The organism is Solwaraspora sp. WMMD937, assembly GCF_029581175.1.
Classification (GTDB): domain Bacteria; phylum Actinomycetota; class Actinomycetes; order Mycobacteriales; family Micromonosporaceae; genus Micromonospora_E.
On sequence record NZ_CP120738.1, the window covers coordinates 3,511,613 to 3,528,290 of the forward strand.

At 70.8% G+C, this 16,678-nt stretch carries 17 protein-coding genes and 1 pseudogene; 12 read left to right on the plus strand and 6 right to left on the minus strand.

Annotation, left to right across the window (positions count from 1 at the left end):
- The first annotated feature begins 71 nt into the window (after positions 1–71).
- The 9 genes and pseudogenes from O7621_RS15380 to dapB all read left to right on the plus strand — a co-directional run bounded on the left by O7621_RS15380 (position 72) and on the right by dapB (position 9,777).
- The gene (locus tag O7621_RS15380; protein ID WP_282229914.1) at positions 72–479 is read left to right on the plus strand and encodes a hypothetical protein; all 408 of its coding nucleotides are present in this window, start codon (positions 72–74) and stop codon (positions 477–479) included.
- Entirely contained in the window at positions 476–694 is a 219-nt protein-coding gene (locus O7621_RS15385; RefSeq protein ID WP_282229915.1) for a DUF6186 family protein, read from the plus strand. The genes O7621_RS15380 and O7621_RS15385 overlap by 4 nt, the downstream gene beginning before the upstream one ends.
- A 434-nt stretch (positions 695–1,128) precedes the next feature.
- Positions 1,129–2,493, plus strand: a pseudogene (locus O7621_RS15390) (MATE family efflux transporter).
- Positions 2,494–2,561: 68 nt separating this feature from the next.
- Positions 2,562–3,446, plus strand: a complete 885-nt coding sequence (truB, locus tag O7621_RS15395) for a tRNA pseudouridine(55) synthase TruB (RefSeq protein WP_282229916.1) — start codon at positions 2,562–2,564, stop codon at positions 3,444–3,446.
- A gap of 62 nt (positions 3,447–3,508) precedes the next feature.
- A complete protein-coding gene (locus O7621_RS15400; RefSeq protein ID WP_282229917.1) occupies positions 3,509–4,471 on the plus strand; it encodes a bifunctional riboflavin kinase/FAD synthetase in 963 nt (320 codons plus the stop codon).
- A gap of 228 nt (positions 4,472–4,699) precedes the next feature.
- Positions 4,700–4,969: a 30S ribosomal protein S15 gene (gene rpsO, locus O7621_RS15405; RefSeq protein ID WP_123600601.1), complete on the plus strand. Its 270-nt coding sequence runs from the start codon at positions 4,700–4,702 to the stop codon at positions 4,967–4,969.
- Between the two features lie 240 nt (positions 4,970–5,209).
- Positions 5,210–7,540, plus strand: coding sequence for a polyribonucleotide nucleotidyltransferase (locus O7621_RS15410; protein WP_282229918.1), 2,331 nt, complete (start codon positions 5,210–5,212; stop codon positions 7,538–7,540).
- 11 nt (positions 7,541–7,551) lie between these two features.
- Entirely contained in the window at positions 7,552–8,919 is a 1,368-nt protein-coding gene (locus O7621_RS15415) for a pitrilysin family protein (RefSeq protein WP_282229919.1), read from the plus strand.
- Positions 8,920–9,012: 93 nt separating this feature from the next.
- A complete protein-coding gene (gene dapB / locus O7621_RS15420; RefSeq protein ID WP_282234606.1) occupies positions 9,013–9,777 on the plus strand; it encodes a 4-hydroxy-tetrahydrodipicolinate reductase in 765 nt (254 codons plus the stop codon).
- A 49-nt stretch (positions 9,778–9,826) separates the two neighbouring features.
- On the opposite strand, the gene O7621_RS15425 is transcribed toward dapB, so the two are convergent.
- A complete protein-coding gene (locus O7621_RS15425; protein WP_282229920.1) occupies positions 9,827–10,405 on the minus strand; it encodes a GNAT family N-acetyltransferase in 579 nt (192 codons plus the stop codon).
- A 31-nt stretch (positions 10,406–10,436) separates the two neighbouring features.
- Here O7621_RS15425 and O7621_RS15430 point away from each other — a divergent pair, with 31 nt between their 5' ends.
- A complete protein-coding gene (locus tag O7621_RS15430; protein ID WP_348775318.1) occupies positions 10,437–11,681 on the plus strand; it encodes a glycosyltransferase 87 family protein in 1,245 nt (414 codons plus the stop codon).
- A gap of 64 nt (positions 11,682–11,745) precedes the next feature.
- Here O7621_RS15430 and O7621_RS15435 read toward each other — a convergent pair whose 3' ends face one another.
- The 3 genes from O7621_RS15435 to O7621_RS15445 are packed head-to-tail and all read right to left on the minus strand — an operon-like array spanning position 11,746 to position 13,549.
- Entirely contained in the window at positions 11,746–12,393 is a 648-nt protein-coding gene (locus tag O7621_RS15435; RefSeq protein WP_282229921.1) for a GNAT family N-acetyltransferase, read from the minus strand.
- Positions 12,390–13,166: a GPP34 family phosphoprotein gene (locus O7621_RS15440; protein WP_282229922.1), complete on the minus strand. Its 777-nt coding sequence runs from the start codon at positions 13,164–13,166 to the stop codon at positions 12,390–12,392. Before O7621_RS15440 ends, O7621_RS15435 begins: the two co-directional genes overlap by 4 nt.
- Positions 13,163–13,549 (minus strand): hypothetical protein, encoded by a 387-nt coding sequence (locus tag O7621_RS15445; protein ID WP_282229923.1) that lies wholly within the window; start codon positions 13,547–13,549, stop codon positions 13,163–13,165. Before O7621_RS15445 ends, O7621_RS15440 begins: the two co-directional genes overlap by 4 nt.
- Positions 13,550–13,853: 304 nt before the next feature.
- On the opposite strand from O7621_RS15445, the gene O7621_RS15450 reads away from it, so the two are divergent.
- The gene (locus tag O7621_RS15450) at positions 13,854–15,101 is read left to right on the plus strand and encodes a helix-turn-helix transcriptional regulator (protein ID WP_282229924.1); all 1,248 of its coding nucleotides are present in this window, start codon (positions 13,854–13,856) and stop codon (positions 15,099–15,101) included.
- 25 nt (positions 15,102–15,126) lie between these two features.
- Here O7621_RS15450 and O7621_RS15455 read toward each other — a convergent pair whose 3' ends face one another.
- A complete protein-coding gene (locus O7621_RS15455) occupies positions 15,127–15,702 on the minus strand; it encodes a GNAT family N-acetyltransferase (protein ID WP_282229925.1) in 576 nt (191 codons plus the stop codon).
- 117 nt (positions 15,703–15,819) lie between these two features.
- Between O7621_RS15455 and O7621_RS15460 the strand changes: the two genes are divergently transcribed.
- Positions 15,820–16,284, plus strand: a complete 465-nt coding sequence (locus tag O7621_RS15460; RefSeq protein WP_282229926.1) for a MaoC family dehydratase — start codon at positions 15,820–15,822, stop codon at positions 16,282–16,284.
- 7 nt (positions 16,285–16,291) lie between these two features.
- Here the strand turns inward: O7621_RS15460 and O7621_RS15465 are convergent, their stop codons facing one another.
- On the minus strand, positions 16,292–16,570 hold the full coding sequence (locus O7621_RS15465) for a YggT family protein (protein ID WP_282229927.1): 279 nt from the start codon (positions 16,568–16,570) through the stop codon (positions 16,292–16,294).
- Between the last annotated feature and the right edge of the window lie 108 nt (positions 16,571–16,678).

The window sequence follows — 16,678 nt, forward strand, 5'->3', positions numbered from 1 at the left end:
ATCTCGCCAACCGAGCCCGACCGCCTGCGTAGACACTTCACTCGTCGTCACCGACCAGGGACAATCGAGTGATGGAGCAGTCGTCTGAGCTCACCGCGGAGGTGCCGCGGGCCTGGGACCGACCGGTCGTCTCGATCCCGGTCATTGCCGTGCTGTCGCTGGTGGGCGGGCAGTTGCCGTCGTTCTCGACGGCGGCGAACCTGTACGCCATCGGCACCGGCGGGGCGCTGATCTGGTTCGGTCTGTCGCACCGGGTGCCACGGCGGCCGACCCCCCGTCGACTCGGCGACGGTGCGGTGTGGTGGATCGTGCCGGTCGCGATGTTCACCGTCGTCGAGGGTGCCACGTTCGCGATGGGCTCGACCGACGACTTCCCGACCTTCTCCAAGCTGGCCGATCCGGTGCTGGACGGTCAGCTGGCCCGGTCGGCGGCGTACTTCGGCTGGCTGGCCGCGTTCTGGGTGCTGGTGCGGCGATGAGCGCCGTTCGGGTGTCGGTGATCGGCGGATTCGTCGTCGCGCTGGCGCTGTTCGGGGTGCTGGAGCTGCTCGCCCGGCGGTCGGGTTCGCGAATTCCGACGTTCGGTGACGTCTGCGCGTACGTGATGCAGTACGAGGTGGGCAGGGTACCGGTTGGTCGAATCGGGGTCTTTGGTTTCTGGTGGTGGGTCGGGTGGCACTTCTTCGCGCGGTGATCGACATAGCCAAATACAATCCTCTCGCATTCTGGGAACAGTGCACAGGATATGGACCTGAACGATAACTTGGGTGTGGTGCGGGCCACACCTGCCCGCTGCTTGTCCGCCTGGTCGCGGCCCCGGTGATCCCGGAAGTGTCGTCGTCGGCAATCCGGTGTCAACCTGTGGGAAGGTCGTGGCGTCATGCCCAGCAAGCCCAAGCCCGAATCCGCCGACGAAGCGCGCGAGCAGGCCCGGCGGGCATTGCAGATGTCGATGGATACCCGCCAGTAACGTCTGTGGGGTCGCCGCTGGCCGCGTCGTCGCACCGAAGCCGCGCGGCCTGGGTCGGTGCCTGGGTCGGTGCTGTCGCCTCGGTGCGCGGTGATCCGCCTGGGTAAGTGACCCAGTCAATAGCACTCCTTACCAATCGGCTGTCAGGCTGTACCTCGATGGCCACCTTCCGCACGGCGCCCCCATCTCCACCGTCAGGCCCGGGGCCCGAACCACAGTCGGCGTCCGCCCGACGGATCGTGCGCCTGGCACTGCCCGCTCTCGTCGTGCTGGCGGCCGAGCCGATCTACGTCCTCGTCGACACCGCCGTCGTCGGCCGTCTCGGGCCGGTGGCCCTCGCTGCCGTCGCGGTGGGCGGCACCGTGATGTCGGTGGCCGCCTGGCTCGGCACCGTCACGGCGTACGGCACCACCGGCCGCGCCGCCCGCCGATACGGCGCCGGTGACCGGACCGCCGCCCTGGCCGAGGGAGTCCAGGCGTCCTGGCTCGGGGCGTTCACCGGACTGCTGCTCGCCATGGCGCTGCAGATCCTGGCCGGTCCGATCACCGCTGGGCTCGCCGGGCAGCACAGCCCGGTCGCCGACGCCGCCGAGCAGTGGCTGCGGATCGCTGCCTGGGGTGCGCCGGGTCTGCTGCTGGCCGCCGCCGGCAACGGCTGGATGCGCGGGGTGCAGGAGACCCGCCGTCCGGTGCGGTACGTGCTGGCGGCCAACATCGTCTCCGCTGTGCTCTGCCCGGTGCTGGTCTATCCGCTGGGTCTGGGGCTGACCGGCTCGGCGGTGGCCAACGTCGTCGCGCAGACCCTGGGCGGTCTGCTCTTCGTCCGGGCGTTGGTGACGGCAGGGGCACCGCTGCACCCCCGGCCGCACCTCCTGCTGACCCACCTCACCGTCGGACGTGACCTGCTGATCCGAGGCGCCGCGTTCCAGGTGAGCTTCCTGTCCGCCACCGCAGTCGCGGCCCGGTACGGCACCATCCAGGTCGGTGCCCACCAGATCGCCATCCAGTTGTGGTTCTTCACCGCGCTGGCGATGGACGCGCTGGCGATCGCCGGGCAGTCGCTGGTCGGCGCGGCGCTGGGCGCCGGAGACGCGGCGGGCGCCCGGCTGCTCGCCCGCCGGCTGGTGCTGTCCGGCGCCGTTGCCGGCGTCGGGTTCGCGGTGCTGTTCGCCGTCGGTGCCCCGGTGATTCCCGGCTGGTTCAGTCCCGACCCCGGGGTGCATGACCAGGCGATGGTCATCTGGCCGTAGTTCGTGGCGTTGCAGCCGGTGGCCGGGGTGGTCTTCGCTCTGGACGGGGTCTTCATCGGGGCGGGTGATCTGCGTTACCTGCGTGACCTCACGATCGGTGGCGCGCTCGGCGGATTCCTGCCGGTTATCTGGGCCGGCTACCTGCTCGACCTCGGTCTGGCCGGCATCTGGGCCGGGCTGGCGGTGTTCATGCTGGTCCGGCTGGTCGGGCTGGTCCACCGGCTGAAGTCGCCGCGGTGGACGGTGCTTGGCGTGCCGGCCGGCCGGACCTGATCGCCGCGTCCGTCAGCGGGCCGGACCTGATCGCCACGGCGCATCGGAATCTGGCAGGCTTGGCAGTCGTGAGTACGCACGGACTGATCGTGGTCGACAAGCCGGCCGGGATGACCTCGCACGACGTCGTCGCCCGGATCCGGCGGCTGGCCGGCACTCGGCGGGTGGGCCACGGTGGCACCCTGGATCCGATGGCGACCGGCGTGCTGGTGGTCGCGGTGAACCGGGCCACCCGGCTGCTCACCTACGTGATCGGCGTCGGCAAGACCTACACGGCCACCATCCGGCTCGGCGTGTCGACGGTGACCGACGACGCCGAGGGGGAGGTCACCGACCGGTCGCCGGTGGACGGTGTCACCGAGGAACGGATCCGGGCCGGCCTGGCCGCGCTGACCGGGGAGATCGACCAGGTGCCCAGCGCCGTGAGCGCAATCAAGATCAACGGGCAGCGGGCGTACCGGCGGGTCCGCTCCGGCGAGCAGGTCGAGCTGGCCGCCCGCCGGGTGACCATCTCCCACCTCGACGCGGTCGCCGTTCACCCGCCGACCGACGGCAGCGTCGACGTCGACGTCGAGGTGGCCTGCTCGTCCGGCACGTACATCCGGGCCATCGCCCGGGACCTGGGAGCCGCGCTGGGCGTCGGTGGGCACCTCACCGCGCTGCGCCGGACCGCGGTCGGCGGGTTCACGGCGGCCGAAGCCGCCACCCTGGCCGAGCTTGAGCAGCGGGCACCGGAGGTGGTGCAGTTGCCCCTGGCGGCCGCCGCCGGTCGGCTCCTCACCAGCCGAGAGGTCGGCGCGGAGGAGGCCCGGGTGCTCGGCCACGGTGGCCCGATAACGCCGGTCGGCCGGCCCGGGCCGTACGCGGTCTACGCCCCGGACGGCGAACTGCTCGCGGTGGTGTCGGAACGCGACGGCCGGGCCCGCGCGGAGATCGTGCTCGCGCCGGCGTGACAGCATCGAACCCGGCCGGTCACCCGGTTGGGCAAACCTTGGCGGCACAGGCGGGAGGCATCATGCAGCGGTGGCGGGGAGTGGAGGCGGCCGGTGGCGGCTGGGGCCGCGCGGTGGTCACCATCGGGGTGTTCGACGGCATCCACCGCGGGCATCAGGCAACCATCGGGCACGCCGTCAAGCGGGCCCGTGACCTCGGTATCCAGTCCGTGGTGGTGACCTTCGACCCGCATCCGGCGGAGGTGGTGCGGCCCGGTAGCCATCCGGCGGTACTCACCGGGCCGGCCCGCAAGGCCGAGCTGATCGAATCGCTCGGCGTGGACGTGCTCTGCGTGCTGCCGTTCACCGTCGAGTTCTCCCGGCTGACCGCCGAGCAGTTCGTTCACGACCTGCTGGTCGAGCACCTGCACGCCGCCGTGGTGGTGGTGGGGGAGAACTTCCGGTTCGGGCACCGGGCCACCGGCGACGTCGCGCTGCTGGCGCGGCTCGGCCGCCGGTTCGGGTTCGCCGTGGAGGACGCCAGCCTGATCACCGACAGTGGCACTGTCTTCTCGTCGACGTACATCCGAGCTTGTATCGACGCCGGGGACGTGACCGCCGCCGCCGCCGCACTCGGCCGGCCGCACCGCCTCGAAGGGGTGGTGGTCCGCGGCGACCGTCGCGGCCGGGAGATCGGCTTCCCCACCGCGAACCTGCTCACCCCGCGATACGCGGCGGTGCCGGCGGACGGCATCTACGCGGCCCGGCTGGTGCGCTCGGACGGCCCGGTCCGTCCGGACGGGCTCAGCGGAGGAGGCCCCGGACTGCCGGCTGCCGCCTCCATCGGCACCAACCCCACCTTCGCCGGCCGCGACCGCCGGGTGGAGGCGTACGTCCTCGACTTCGACCGGGACATCTACGGCGAGCAGGTGGCAATCGACTTCGTCGCCCGGCTGCGGGAGACCCGCCGGTTCGACGGGGTCGGTCCGTTGGTCGCCCAGATGAACGAGGACGTCGCCCAGGTCCGTACGGTGCTCGGCGCCTGACCCGAGCCGACGAGCGGGGCTGTGTCCCGGCCGACGAGCGGGGCGTGACTCGGCGTCGGCGACCCCGGTGGGCAGTGGCGATACGACGCACCGTGGCCTTGCCGGCCCCCGTGCCGACTGGCTGGTAGCCTGAAGGCAGCGTCGGACCACCGACGATTCGTCTCGTCTGCCTGCACGACGCCGCGGGTGCCGAGACGAGGGACGACCCCACACAGATTCAGGGAGACCATGGCGCTCGATCAGGAAGCCAAGCGCAAGATCCGCGAAGAGTACGCCACCGCCGACGCGGACACCGGTTCGCCCGAGGTCCAGGTCGCGGTGCTCACCAAGCGGATCGCCGACCTCACCGGGCACCTCAAGGTGCACAAGCAGGACCACCACAGCCGTCGTGGTCTGCTGCTGCTGGTCGGCCGGCGCCGCCGGCTGCTCAACTACCTGCAGAAGAAGGACATCAACCGCTACCGGTCGCTCATCGAGCGGCTCGGCCTGCGGCGGTGACGTAGCGGCGCGGCGGCGGTCGTCCGCGACCCCGCCGCGCCGCACCACCACCATTCGACACACCGGGCACCACGACCCCACCCGTCGAAGGGAGCCGGTCAACGTACCGGTCCTCGGTAGTGGCCCCCGGGCCAGCCGGCCACCACGCCGGCTCCCCCGGGCGCTTCGATCGATGACCGGCCGGTTGAGCAGCTCCCCGAGGTCGTGACCCCACGACGCGTAAAGGAGCGCGACATCACCATGACCGAGCAGCACAATCTCGGCACCCAACGCAGCACCGCCGTGATCGACAACGGAGCCTTCGGCACCCGCGAGGTCACCTTCTCCGCCGGGCGGTTGGCCCGCCAGGCCGCCGGCTCGGTGATCGCCCAGCTGGGCGACACCGTGGTGCTATCCGCGACCACCGCCAGCAAGCAGCCGCGTGAGCACCTCGACTTCTTCCCGCTCACCGTCGACGTCGAGGAGCGGATGTACGCCGCCGGGCGGATCCCCGGATCGTTCTTCCGCCGCGAGGGCCGGCCCAGCGAGGAGGCGATCCTCACCTGCCGGCTGACCGACCGGCCGCTGCGCCCGACCTTCGCAAAGGGCCTGCGCAACGAGGTCCAGGTGGTGGCCACCGTGCTGGCGCTGGACCCGGCCCACCCGTACGACGTGATCGCGATCAACGCGGCGTCGATGTCCACCAAGCTGTCTGGCCTGCCGTTCTCCGGCCCGATCGGGGCGACCCGCGTCGCCCACGTCGACGGCGCGTGGGTGGCCTTCCCGACCCTGGACGAGCTGTCCCGGGCCACCTTCGACATGGTGGTCGCCGGCCGGGCACTGCCGGACGGCGACGTGGCGATCATGATGGTCGAGGCCGAGGCCACTCCGCACGCGGTCGGGCTGATCGCCGGTGGCGCCACCGCCCCCACCGAGGACGTGGTGGCCAGCGGGCTGGAGGCGGCCAAGCCGACCATTCGCGAGCTGTGCCGGGCGCAGAGCGAGCTGGCCGAGGTGGCGGCGAAGCCGATCGCCGACTTCCCGGTCTTCCTTGACTATGGTGACGATGTCTACGACGCGGTCGTGGCCGCCGGCCGCGACGAGGTCGCCGAGGCGTTGAAGATCGCCTCCAAGGCGGAGCGTGAGGACGCGCTGGACCGGATCAAGGACAAGGTCGCCGGCGAGCTCGGCGAGCAGTTCGAGGGCCGGGAGAAGGAGGTCGGTGCGGCCTTCCGGTCGCTGACCAAGTCGGAGGTCCGGTCCCGGGTGCTGCGCGAGCAGGTACGCATCGACGGCCGTGGCCCGCGGGACATCCGCCCACTCACCGCCGAGGTCGGGGTGCTGCCCCGGGTGCACGGCTCGGCGCTGTTCGAGCGCGGCGAGACGCAGATCCTCGGGGTCAGCACGCTCAACATGCTCCGGCTGGAGCAGACGCTGGACACCCTTTCCCCGGAGAAGTCCAAGCGCTACATGCACAACTACAACTTCCCGCCGTACTCCACCGGCGAGACCGGTCGGGTCGGTTCACCGAAGCGGCGGGAGATCGGCCACGGTGCGCTCGCCGAGCGGGCCCTGGTGCCGGTGCTGCCGACCCGCGAGGAGTTCCCGTACGCGATCCGGCAGGTCTCTGAGGCGCTCGGCTCCAACGGGTCGACGAGCATGGGCTCGGTCTGCGCCTCCACGCTGTCGCTGCTGTCGGCCGGGGTGCCGCTGAAGGCTCCGGTGGCCGGGATCGCGATGGGCCTGATCTCCGACGAGGTCGACGGGCAGACCCGGTACGTCACGCTGACCGACATCCTCGGCGCCGAGGATGCGTTCGGTGACATGGACTTCAAGGTGGCCGGCACCCCCGAGTTCGTCACCGCGCTGCAGTTGGACACCAAGCTCGACGGCATCCCGTCGGACGTGCTCGCCGGCGCCCTGCAGCAGGCCCGCGAGGCCCGGATGACCATCCTTGAGGTGATGCGCCAGGCGATCGAGGGCCCGGCTGCGATGAGTGAGCACGCCCCCCGGGTGACCACGGTGAAGATCCCGGTCGACAAGATCGGTATGGTGATCGGTCCGAAGGGCCAGACCATCAACGCGATCCAGGACGAGACCGGCGCGGACATCTCGATCGAGGACGACGGCACCATCTACGTCGGTGCCACCAACGGGCCGGCCGCCGAGGCCGCCGTCGAGCGGATCAACGCGATCGCCAACCCGACGCTGCCGAAGGTCGGCGACAAGTTCCTCGGCACGGTCGTCAAGACCGCCGCGTTCGGCGCGTTCATCTCGCTGCTGCCCGGCCGCGACGGACTGCTGCACATCTCCAAGGTGGGCGACGGCAAGCGGGTCGAACGGGTCGAGGACCACCTCAACGTCGGCGACAAGGTCGAGGTGCAGATCGCCGACATCGACGCCCGCGGCAAGATCTACCTGGACAAGGTCCGTCCGGAGGGCGCCGAGGCACCGGCCGCGTCCGACGGCGGCGAGCGTCCCGGTGGCCGCGACCGTGGCGACCGCGGGCCGCGTGACCGTGGCGACCGGGGCCCCAGCCGGGGCGACGGTGGCGAGGGCGGCGAGCGCCGTCGACGTAACCGGCACAGCTGACGTAGGCCGAGATGGCCCGGACCGAACCGGTCACCGGCCGGGGCCCGTCCCGGCCGGTGACCCGGACACTCACCGCCGACCCGTTGGGCGGCACGGTACGCCGTACCGTGCTGCCCAACGGGCTGCGGGTGATCACCGAGGCGATTCCGGCGATGCGCAGCGTGTCGTTCGGCGTGTGGGTCGGGGTCGGCTCGCGCGACGAGACCCCGGCCCGATCCGGTGCGTCGCACTTCCTGGAACACCTGCTGTTCAAGGGGACGAAGCGACGTACCGCGTGGGATATCTCGTCGCAGATCGAGGCCGTGGGCGGCGAGACCAACGCGTTCACCACCAAGGAGTACACCTGCTACTACGCCCGGGTGCTCGACGAGGACCTGCCGCTGGCCGTCGATGTCGTCTGTGACCTGGTGGCCAACTCGGTGATCGACCCGGCCGACGTGGAGACCGAACGTGGCGTGATCCTCGAAGAGATCGCCATGCACGACGACGAGCCCGACGACGAGGTCCACGACCTGCTCGCCGAGGCCGTCTTCGGCCCGCATCCGCTCGGCCGGCTGATCTCCGGCACCGAGGCGACGATCTCGGCGTTGACCCGCCGGCAGATCCACGACTTCTACCGGCGCCGCTACACGCCCGGGGCGATGGTGATCGCTGCCGCCGGCAACCTCGACCATCGGGCGGTGGTCCGCCAGGTACGGGCCGCGCTGCGGGGCAGCCCGTTGGACGCCGAACGGCCCGGTGCTCCGGCGCCGCTGCGCCCGGCCACCCCGGCGGTGCGCGCCCGTCGGCCCCGAGTGATGGTGCGCCATAAAGAGACCGAGCAGGCCCATCTGGTGCTCGGCGGCCCGGGTATCAGCCGCGGCGACGACCGTCGGTTCGCGCTCGGCGTGCTGAACAACGTCCTCGGCGGCGGGATGTCCAGCCGGCTGTTCCAGGAGGTGCGGGAACGCCGAGGGCTCGCATACTCGGTCTACTCGTACGCCAGCCAGTACGCCGACGGCGGGACGTTCGCCGTCTACGCCGGTTGTGCGCCGAGCCGGGTCGAGGAGGTGCTGGAGCTGGTCCGGGCGGAGCTGGCGGCGGTCGTGGAGCACGGGCTGAGCTCTGACGAGCTGGCCCGGGGCAAGGGCATGAGCCGGGGCGGGTATGTGCTGGGCCTGGAGGACACCGGGTCGCGGATGGGCCGGCTGGCCAAGGGGGAGCTGCTCTACGGCGAGCAGTTGACCGTGGACCAGCTGCTGGGTCAGGTGGCGGCGGTGACCCTCGAACAGGTCGGCGCGGTCGCCGCCGAGCTGCTCACCCGGCCGATGTCCCTGGCGGTGATCGGACCGGTGGAGTCCACGATGCTGGCCGGCGCGCAGTCTCCGCCGGTGGGGTAGGCGCTGGCCGGACCGTTGTCCCCGCCGGTGGGATAGGTTGTGCCGGTGAGCGAAGACGGTACGAATGTGACAGTCCCTCCGGGCGGCTCCGCAGTGGCCGCCCGGTCGTCCGACGGGCCGGTCCGGGTCGGCGTGCTCGGAGCCCGCGGCCGGATGGGCGTGCAGGTCTGCAGAGCGGTCGAGGGGGCCGACGGTCTCGCACTCGTGGCCACGATCGACGAGGGTGACCGGTTGTCCGACGCCTCGGACGCCGCCGCAGAGGTGGTCGTCGACTTCACCAACCCCGACGCGGTGCTGGACAACTTGCGCTGGTGCATCGACCAGGGGATCAACGTGGTCGTCGGAACCAGCGGGTTCACCGATCAGCGCCTCGACCTGGTCCGCTCCTGGCTGTCCGACAAGCCCGAGGTCGGCGTGGTGATCGCCCCCAACTTCGGCATCGGTGCGGTGCTTATGATGCAGTTCGCGGCGAAGGCGGCACGGCACTTCGAGTCCGTCGAGATCATCGAGCAGCACCACCCGGCCAAGGTGGACGCGCCCAGCGGCACCGCAGGACATACCGCGCGGGTGATCGCGGCGGCCCGGGCCGCCGCCGGGTCGGCCGCGATGCCGGACGCCACCACCGCCGAGGTGCCGGGCGCGCGGGGCGCGGACATCGACGGGATCCGGGTGCACTCGGTGCGGGCGGCCGGCCTGGTCGCACACCAGGAGGTGCTGTTCGGCACGGCGGGGGAGACCCTGACGATCCGGCACGACTCCTACGACCGGGCGTCGTTCATGCCGGGGGTGCTGCTGGCGGTACGGGCCGTGACGCGCCGTCCCGGGCTGACCGTCGGGCTGGACAGCCTGCTCGACTGAGCCCTACCTGGTCCCCGGCTGGCCAGGTCACTGCTCCCGGCTGGCCAGGTCACTGCTCCTCGGCCGCCGGTGGAACCGCCACGTGCAGCCGTAGCTGCGGCACCAGCATGTCGGCCACATCCAACGCCCGCGTCGCCCCATCCGGCTCCCAGCCGGCCGAGCCGAGGAACTTGCGGGTCGCCGGGTCCCGTTCGTACGCCCAGGCGAGCGCGGTGTCGAAGTCGTCGGTGCGCCACAGGTCCACGGCGGCGGCGAGTAGTCGGCTGCCGTGTCCCCGCCGGCCCCAGCGCGGCTCGACCAGCAGATCGGTGACGGCGGCGACCCGGTCACCGAGCGCCTCGGCCGGTTCCTCGGGGGCCAGGGCCTGCTCGTCGGCCGGGCCGGACGCGGTGAAGCCCACCAGATAGGATTGCTCGGCCTGCTCGACGGCGACCAGCACCCGGTGCCGCTGCGACGGCGGATCGTTGATCGCGGCGTCCCACCGCTGCGCCAGCCAGTCCTCGTCCACCTCGTCGAGCACCTGGCGGGGCAGCAGCCGCCGGTAGGCGACCCGCCAGGTGGTCAACTGGATGCGGGCGATCTCACCAGCGTCGCCCGGTCGGGCAGGACGGACATATCCGAGCGCCATGAGTGGTCAGCGTACGGACAGGGGGGTGGCCATGCCGCAGCGGGCCGCCGGGGGCACCGGTCGGCGGGTGGCGATCGTCGCGGCACTCGCGGTCGTCGTCGCGGCCTTCCTCGCCGTCGCCGCCGAACGGCACGGCTTCTTCGACCTCAAGGTCTACTACGGGGCGATGCGCCACTGGCTGCGCGACGGCGGCGAACTCTACGACCACATGAAGCCGTTCAGCCAGTACGGGTTCACCTACCCGCCGTTCGCCGCGCTGGTGATGTCGCCGATGGCGGTGCTGCCGTGGCATCTGGCGATCGTGGTGAGCGTGACGCTCGCCGTGGTGACCAGCGCACTGGCGCTGTGGTGGCTGGTCGACCCGATCTCCCGCCGTGCGGGCTGGACCCGCTGGTTCGCCTTCGCGGTCGCCGCCTGCCTGGTGGCCGCGTACGAGCCGATGCGTGAAACGGTGAACTTCGGCCAGGTCAACACGCTGCTGCTGGTCCTGGTCGCGGCCGACCTGCTGTGGCTGGTCGCGGCCGGTTCGCCGGTGTCGCCGCGCTGGCGCCGGTTCGCCGGGGTCGGGGTCGGTCTGGCGACGGCGATCAAGCTGACCCCGGGCATCTTCATCGTCTACCTGTTGGTCACCCGGCGGTGGCGGGCGGCGGTCACCGCCGCCGGTACGGCGACCGTGGCGACCCTGGTCGCGGCGGCGGTCGCCCCGGACGCGTCCCGGGAGTTCTGGACGCAGGCGTTGTGGAACACCGACCGGGTCGGCGCGCTGGACTTCGTCTCCAACCAGTCGCTGCGCGGGGTCGTCGCCCGGATCGATCCGCTGCATCCGAGCACCGTCGCCTGGCTGGTGCTGGTGCTGGTCACGTTGATCTGGTGGGCGTGGCGGTGCCGCCGCGCGGTCGCCGCCGGCGACGAGGCGACCGGGCTGGCGTTGACCGGCGTGGTCGGCTGCCTGGTCAGCCCGGTCACCTGGGTGCACCATCTGGTGTGGTTGCTGCCGGCGCTGATCCTGCTGGTGGACAACGGGCTGGCCGCGGCGCGGGGCAGTCGGCGGCGCCGGGCGTTGCTCGGCTTCGCCGTGGTCGGCTATCTGCTGCTGATCAGCCGGCTGGTGTGGATCTGGCGCGAATCCGACGCCGCGAACGTGGCCGGCTTCGTCGGCAGCAACGCGTACGTGTGGGTGAGCCTCGGCCTCCTGCTGTTCCTGCCGGTGCGCCAGCTGGACCCGTCCGCCCGCTGGCCGGCACCGGCCGCCGGTCGACCGATCACGTCGAGGTGAGGCTGACGCACGTCATCTTTGCGTCTTTACGTGCGTCAGCCTCACCTCGACGCCGGATGCCGGGTCATCGTGCGGCGGTGCCGGTGGTTGGGCTGGCCGGCTGCGGCTGCCGCCACATCGGCCACAGCGGCGGGCCGTTGTCGGGTAACGCCAGCGGGTGTCGGGTGGTGGGTCGGTAGCCGTGGCGTAGGTAGAGGTCGCGGGCGGCGGGGCTGGTGGCGACGAGGTAGCTGGCGATGCCGGCGGTATCGCAGATCCGGTGTCGGTGACGTAGTAGCGCGCCGCCGATGCCATTGCGCTGCCGGTGCGGTGCCACCCCGAGGTACGCCAGGTAGGTGTGTGGTTGGCGCGGGGCGTGGGTGTGGAGCAGGGCGGCGAGTCGGAGGAACCGGTCGGCGTGGCGGCCGGTGATGCGTCGTAGCCGGGCGGTCTGCCGGTCGGTGGTGGTGTGGGCGATCGGGTACGGCAGCCACAGCGCCGCTGCGACCCGGTCGACGGTGGTGTGGACGGTGCCGGAGGTCATCGCCTGGGTCAGGAGTCCGGGGCTGAGCCGCTGGTAGACGTCGCGCCGCCGTGCCGGGTCGGGGATCAGCCAGCGGGCGTCGGGGGTGTCGACGAACGCGTCAACCAGCACCCGGGCCAGGCGTGGCACGTCGTGCACCCCGGCGCGCCGCACCCGCACCGTGCCGGCGGGGCCGGCGGTCGCGGTCACCGCCGGCCCTGTCGGCCGTGCCGGCTTCGTCGTTCGTACTGGCTCTGTCGGTCGTGCTGGCTGTGCCGGCTTCGTCGGTCGGTGGCGGCCAGGTGTCGCACCAGCTGATCGACCCCCGGCGGTACGGGGGTGAGCAGTTGCCGTAGTTGCCGTCGGGCGGTCAACGTGTCGGCTCCGAGGATGTGGCCGTCGAGTCCGGTTGCCATACAGAGTCGGGCCAGCGTGCTGTCGTGCGCGCTGAGGCGGGCGTGGCGGCGTACCCGCATCGTCAGCCGCGCCCACGGCCAGGCGGCGACGTTCGTGTCCACCGGCGGGTATGCGGTGTCCCGACGCCACCACCAGCGGCGGGCCGTGCGCGGCCGGACCAGCCCGGCGACGGTGAGCCGGTCGGCGACGCTGCGGTACGCGTGCCCGGCGAGCCGGTCGATCCAGGCGGCCGGCGGGTGCGGTGTGTCGGTGTCGATCCAGCGCAGCACCGTGCGGCCCCACGGGTCGACGGCACCCGGCGCAGCCGTGCCGGTGACGACCTTGCCGGTCGCGGCGACCGTGACCGCGCCGACGTAGGCCAGGTCGGCGAGGATCGCGGCGGCCAGCCCACGCCCGACAACCCTGGTCGGCACGCGCGGCTTGCCGGTGACGTCGTCGTGGGCGATGAGGAACAGTTCGTCGGCCAGCCGACCGGTCGGCGGCAGTGGTACGGCCGGCTCCGCCAACGGTGCCGCTGCGGGTGTCGTGGTGGACCAGTCGCGGGTGCAGGTGCGGTAGACGGTCACCGGGCGGCCCGCCTCGTCCAGGCCAGGAACCGGGTGAACAGTTCCCCTGGTGTCGCCTCCTCGGGCAGGTCGGCGATGGCCTCGACCATCCGCTCGGCCGCGTACATGCTGCGGGAGATCGGGTCCAGGTTCGCGGTCAACTCGGCCCGCGCGTACCCGCAGGGCCAGTCGACCTGCGGCCCGCAACCGGAGCAGGACCAGACCGGCCGTACGGGCACGTGCAGCACGTCGTCCAGCCGGGTCACCGGTGCTGCACCCCGGCCTGGTTGCGCCACCGCCGCCCGCGTCGGCCCGACTGCGACAGCGGTGGTGGTGGCGTGGTGGTGCCCCAGGTCCGCTCGATCGGCGCGGTGCAGTCCCGGCAGGTCAACGTCTGCCCGCACACCGGACACCACCGGTGCCGACACCGGCACAACACGAACCCACCCACCACGCCAACGAGAAAACCGGCCACGGTCGCAAAGAAAATCCACAACGCTCCTCCAACGGCCACTTGATCGACTTCAGCACAGCGATTGCACGTACAGCACGAGCGAGCGTCACGGCGTCGAATGTAGAGATTATTGATCAACGACATGGTCATCCGCCTATGCCAAACCCACACTGGACGATGCCGACCTGAACCTGTAGGGGTAACCTGTCGCCTGACGGCTGTAGGCAGCGATGGGCGACAGCGGGGAGGCCGCGATGACATCACAGCCAGGAGTTGCCGATGAGGGCAACCCGCCTCACTTCGGTGGTGTGCTGCGAGCACGTCGGGTCGGTCGCGAGTGGTCGCTTCGGGATCTTGGCGAACGAATACGATTCAATCGCGGCTACATCGGAAAGGTGGAACAGGGTGACAAGTTTCCTGAACGACAGTTCGCCGAACTTGCCGACCGGGCACTAGGTGCTAATGGTTTCCTGGTGGCGGCATGGCGAGACGCAGCGGAGCAGCGACGAAAGGCTCTGGCGACGGGGCGGATGCTGACCGCCTCAACCAAAGACTCGCTAAAGATGATTGCAGCCGTGGAAGATTCCATGGATCTGACCGATCTGGAGCAAGCTACGACCCGGCTCTCGACTGCATACCTCGGCACCGCTCCTGCGCCGATGCTGCATTCCGCTGTAGAGTTACGAGGCGACGTCCTGCGCCGCCTACGAAGCCGCCAGTACCGGCCGAATGAGTTGGCCGACCTGTATCAGATAGCTGGCCGCCTTCAAGGGGTGCTTGCGTACGCCGCTCTCGATTTGGGGGACTCGGCGGTAGCGATGACGCATGCAGATGCGGCGCTGGTCTGTGCCGAAAATTCAGGTGATCGTGAGCTCCGAGCCTGGGTGCGGGGAACCCAGAGTCTCATAGCCAGATTCGACGGCAACTATAGCCAAGCTCTCGCGTCCGTCACGGATGGGCTCGCGCACTCAGCTACCAGTGCGAGCAGACTTCGCCTGATATGTGGGTACGCCCAGTGCAAGGCGAACCTTGGGGACTCGGCAGGCAGCAACCGGGCCCTCGACCAAGTGCAACATGAGCGGGAGAAGTTGATCCCAAGAGCCTCGGAGCGCGGGATATTCGACTTCAGTGAGGCCAAACAGCACTATTATGCCGGCAGCAGCCTGATCTGGCTGGATGAAGCCTCAGACGCAGATCGGGCAGCCCGAGAAGCGTCGGAGGCGATTCGGCTGTGGGAGAACGGTCCGGAGGAGGGTCGATCGCTAGACGACGAAGCGCTGGCGCGCGTTTATCAGGGCACCGCCTACCTGAAGGTCGGTAAGCTGGACGAGGCAGCGGCCGCTGTTCGCCCAGTACTCGATCTTCCACCAGAGCGCCGCATCTCGTGGATCCACAAACGTGTCGGACGCATGGCCGAGATACTCGGAACCAAGCGATTTGCCGGCACTTGTAAGGCCGAACAATTGCGAGCCGAAATCCGTGCCTTCGCTGAAGTCACGTAGCTCGGATTGAACTTCCGATCACATGTCAGCCGGCCAGGGTGAGGATCCGGTCGCCGGCGATCCGGGCCAGGTAGCGCACCTCGTCGAGCCCGACCGGGGTCTGCCCCGGTAAGCGGGGCACCTGGTAGACGCTGCGTTCCCCGTCCGGGCGCAGCCCGGCCGCCTGGTAGAACCGTCGGGCCCGCTGGTTGCCGTCGAGCACCCACAGCCGCATCGTGCGCCAGCCCTGCCCGGTCAGCCCGGCGATCGATGCGGTGAACAGGAGCCGGCCGACCCCGGTGCCCCAGTGGACGGGGTCGACGTACATGCTGACGATCTCGCCGTACGTCGGATCGAGCTGGTCCCGGTCCTGGTCGATCCGGTACGGGCCGAAGGTGCTGAACCCGACGATCTGCTCGCCTTCGGTGGCGACCAGGGTGCGGAACGGGTGCTCCGGGTCGGCGGTGCCGACGTCGCGGCGGCGCTGCGCCCAAGCGGCGACGTTGAGCCGGTCGAGTACGTCGGCGGGGATCAAGCCCGCGTAGCCGGCCTGCCACGCGCGGACGTGGACCCCGGCGATCGCCTCGGCGTCCTGCGTGGTCTCCTGCCTGACTTCTGGCATATAGGCATTTCTATCCTGATTCACAACCGGCGTCCAGCAGCGCCGGCCGGGTGTCGAGTGGACCGGCCGGCCCCGCTGCGCGTCGAGCGTGTGCGAACCGGTTGGGAAACTGACGGGATGAGAATCTTCGCCTCCGTCGACGATCTGGCCAGGGCTGTGGGCGAGTCGCTGGGACCAGGCGACTGGTTGCCGGTCGACCAGCACCGGGTCGACAGGTTCGCCGAGGCCACCGACGACCATCAGTGGATCCACACCGACCCGCAGCGGGCGGCCGACGGCCCGTACGGCGGCACGGTCGCCCACGGGTTTCTCACCGTCTCCCTCATTCCGGCACTGATGCGCCGGCTGTACCGGGTGGACGGGGTACGGGCGAGGATCAACTACGGGCTCGACAGGGTTCGGTTCCCGGCTCCGTTGCGTACCGGTTCCGCCGTACGGGCCGAGGCCGCCATCGCCTCGGTGGAGCCGGTCGTCGGCGGTGTACAGGCGGTCATGGCGGTGACCCTCACCGCCGACTCCGGCGACCGGCCGGTCTGCGTCGCCGAGACCATCAGCCGGCTGCTGGTGACTGCACCGCGCTGACCACCGGTCACGGCAGCAGCGCCCGGATCAGCACGATGGCGACGAAGACGACGATGAAGGAGAGGTCGATGGCGGCGCCGCCGACGCGCAACGGCGGCAGCACCCGCCGGACCGGGGCCAGCACCGGCTCGGTCACCGTGTGCAAAGCGGCGGTGGCGCGGGAGCGGAGCGAGTCACGCGGGCTCGGCCCGGCCAGCACGGTGCTCCAGTCGAGGATCGCGCGGGCGATGAGCAGCAACTGGAAGACCAGGAGCAGCAGACTCAGAAGTGCGAGCAGGGGACCCATCGGGGCAGACCTCCAGGACGACCGGTGAGCGTTCCACTATGCCTGGCGATCGTGTGTGGTCGCTGAGAATCGCCGCGGCGGACGGGTCCGATCGGCGAAGATCGGCCG

Bases quoted from the DNA above. Each gene is read 5' to 3' on its own strand.
- O7621_RS15380 (WP_282229914.1), top strand. From the start codon at position 72: ATGGAGCAGTCGTCTGAGCTCACCGCGGAGGTGCCGCGGGCCTGGGAC.
- O7621_RS15385 (WP_282229915.1), top strand. From the start codon at position 476: ATGAGCGCCGTTCGGGTGTCGGTGATCGGCGGATTCGTCGTCGCGCTG.
- O7621_RS15400 (WP_282229917.1), top strand. From the start codon at position 3,509: ATGCAGCGGTGGCGGGGAGTGGAGGCGGCCGGTGGCGGCTGGGGCCGC.
- rpsO (WP_123600601.1), top strand. From the start codon at position 4,700: ATGGCGCTCGATCAGGAAGCCAAGCGCAAGATCCGCGAAGAGTACGCC.
- O7621_RS15410 (WP_282229918.1), top strand. From the start codon at position 5,210: ATGACCGAGCAGCACAATCTCGGCACCCAACGCAGCACCGCCGTGATC.
- O7621_RS15415 (WP_282229919.1), top strand. From the start codon at position 7,552: ATGGCCCGGACCGAACCGGTCACCGGCCGGGGCCCGTCCCGGCCGGTG.
- O7621_RS15425 (WP_282229920.1), bottom strand. From the start codon at position 10,405: ATGGCGCTCGGATATGTCCGTCCTGCCCGACCGGGCGACGCTGGTGAG.
- O7621_RS15430 (WP_348775318.1), top strand. From the start codon at position 10,437: ATGCCGCAGCGGGCCGCCGGGGGCACCGGTCGGCGGGTGGCGATCGTC.
- O7621_RS15450 (WP_282229924.1), top strand. From the start codon at position 13,854: ATGACATCACAGCCAGGAGTTGCCGATGAGGGCAACCCGCCTCACTTC.
- O7621_RS15455 (WP_282229925.1), bottom strand. From the start codon at position 15,702: ATGCCAGAAGTCAGGCAGGAGACCACGCAGGACGCCGAGGCGATCGCC.
- O7621_RS15460 (WP_282229926.1), top strand. From the start codon at position 15,820: ATGAGAATCTTCGCCTCCGTCGACGATCTGGCCAGGGCTGTGGGCGAG.
- O7621_RS15465 (WP_282229927.1), bottom strand. From the start codon at position 16,570: ATGGGTCCCCTGCTCGCACTTCTGAGTCTGCTGCTCCTGGTCTTCCAG.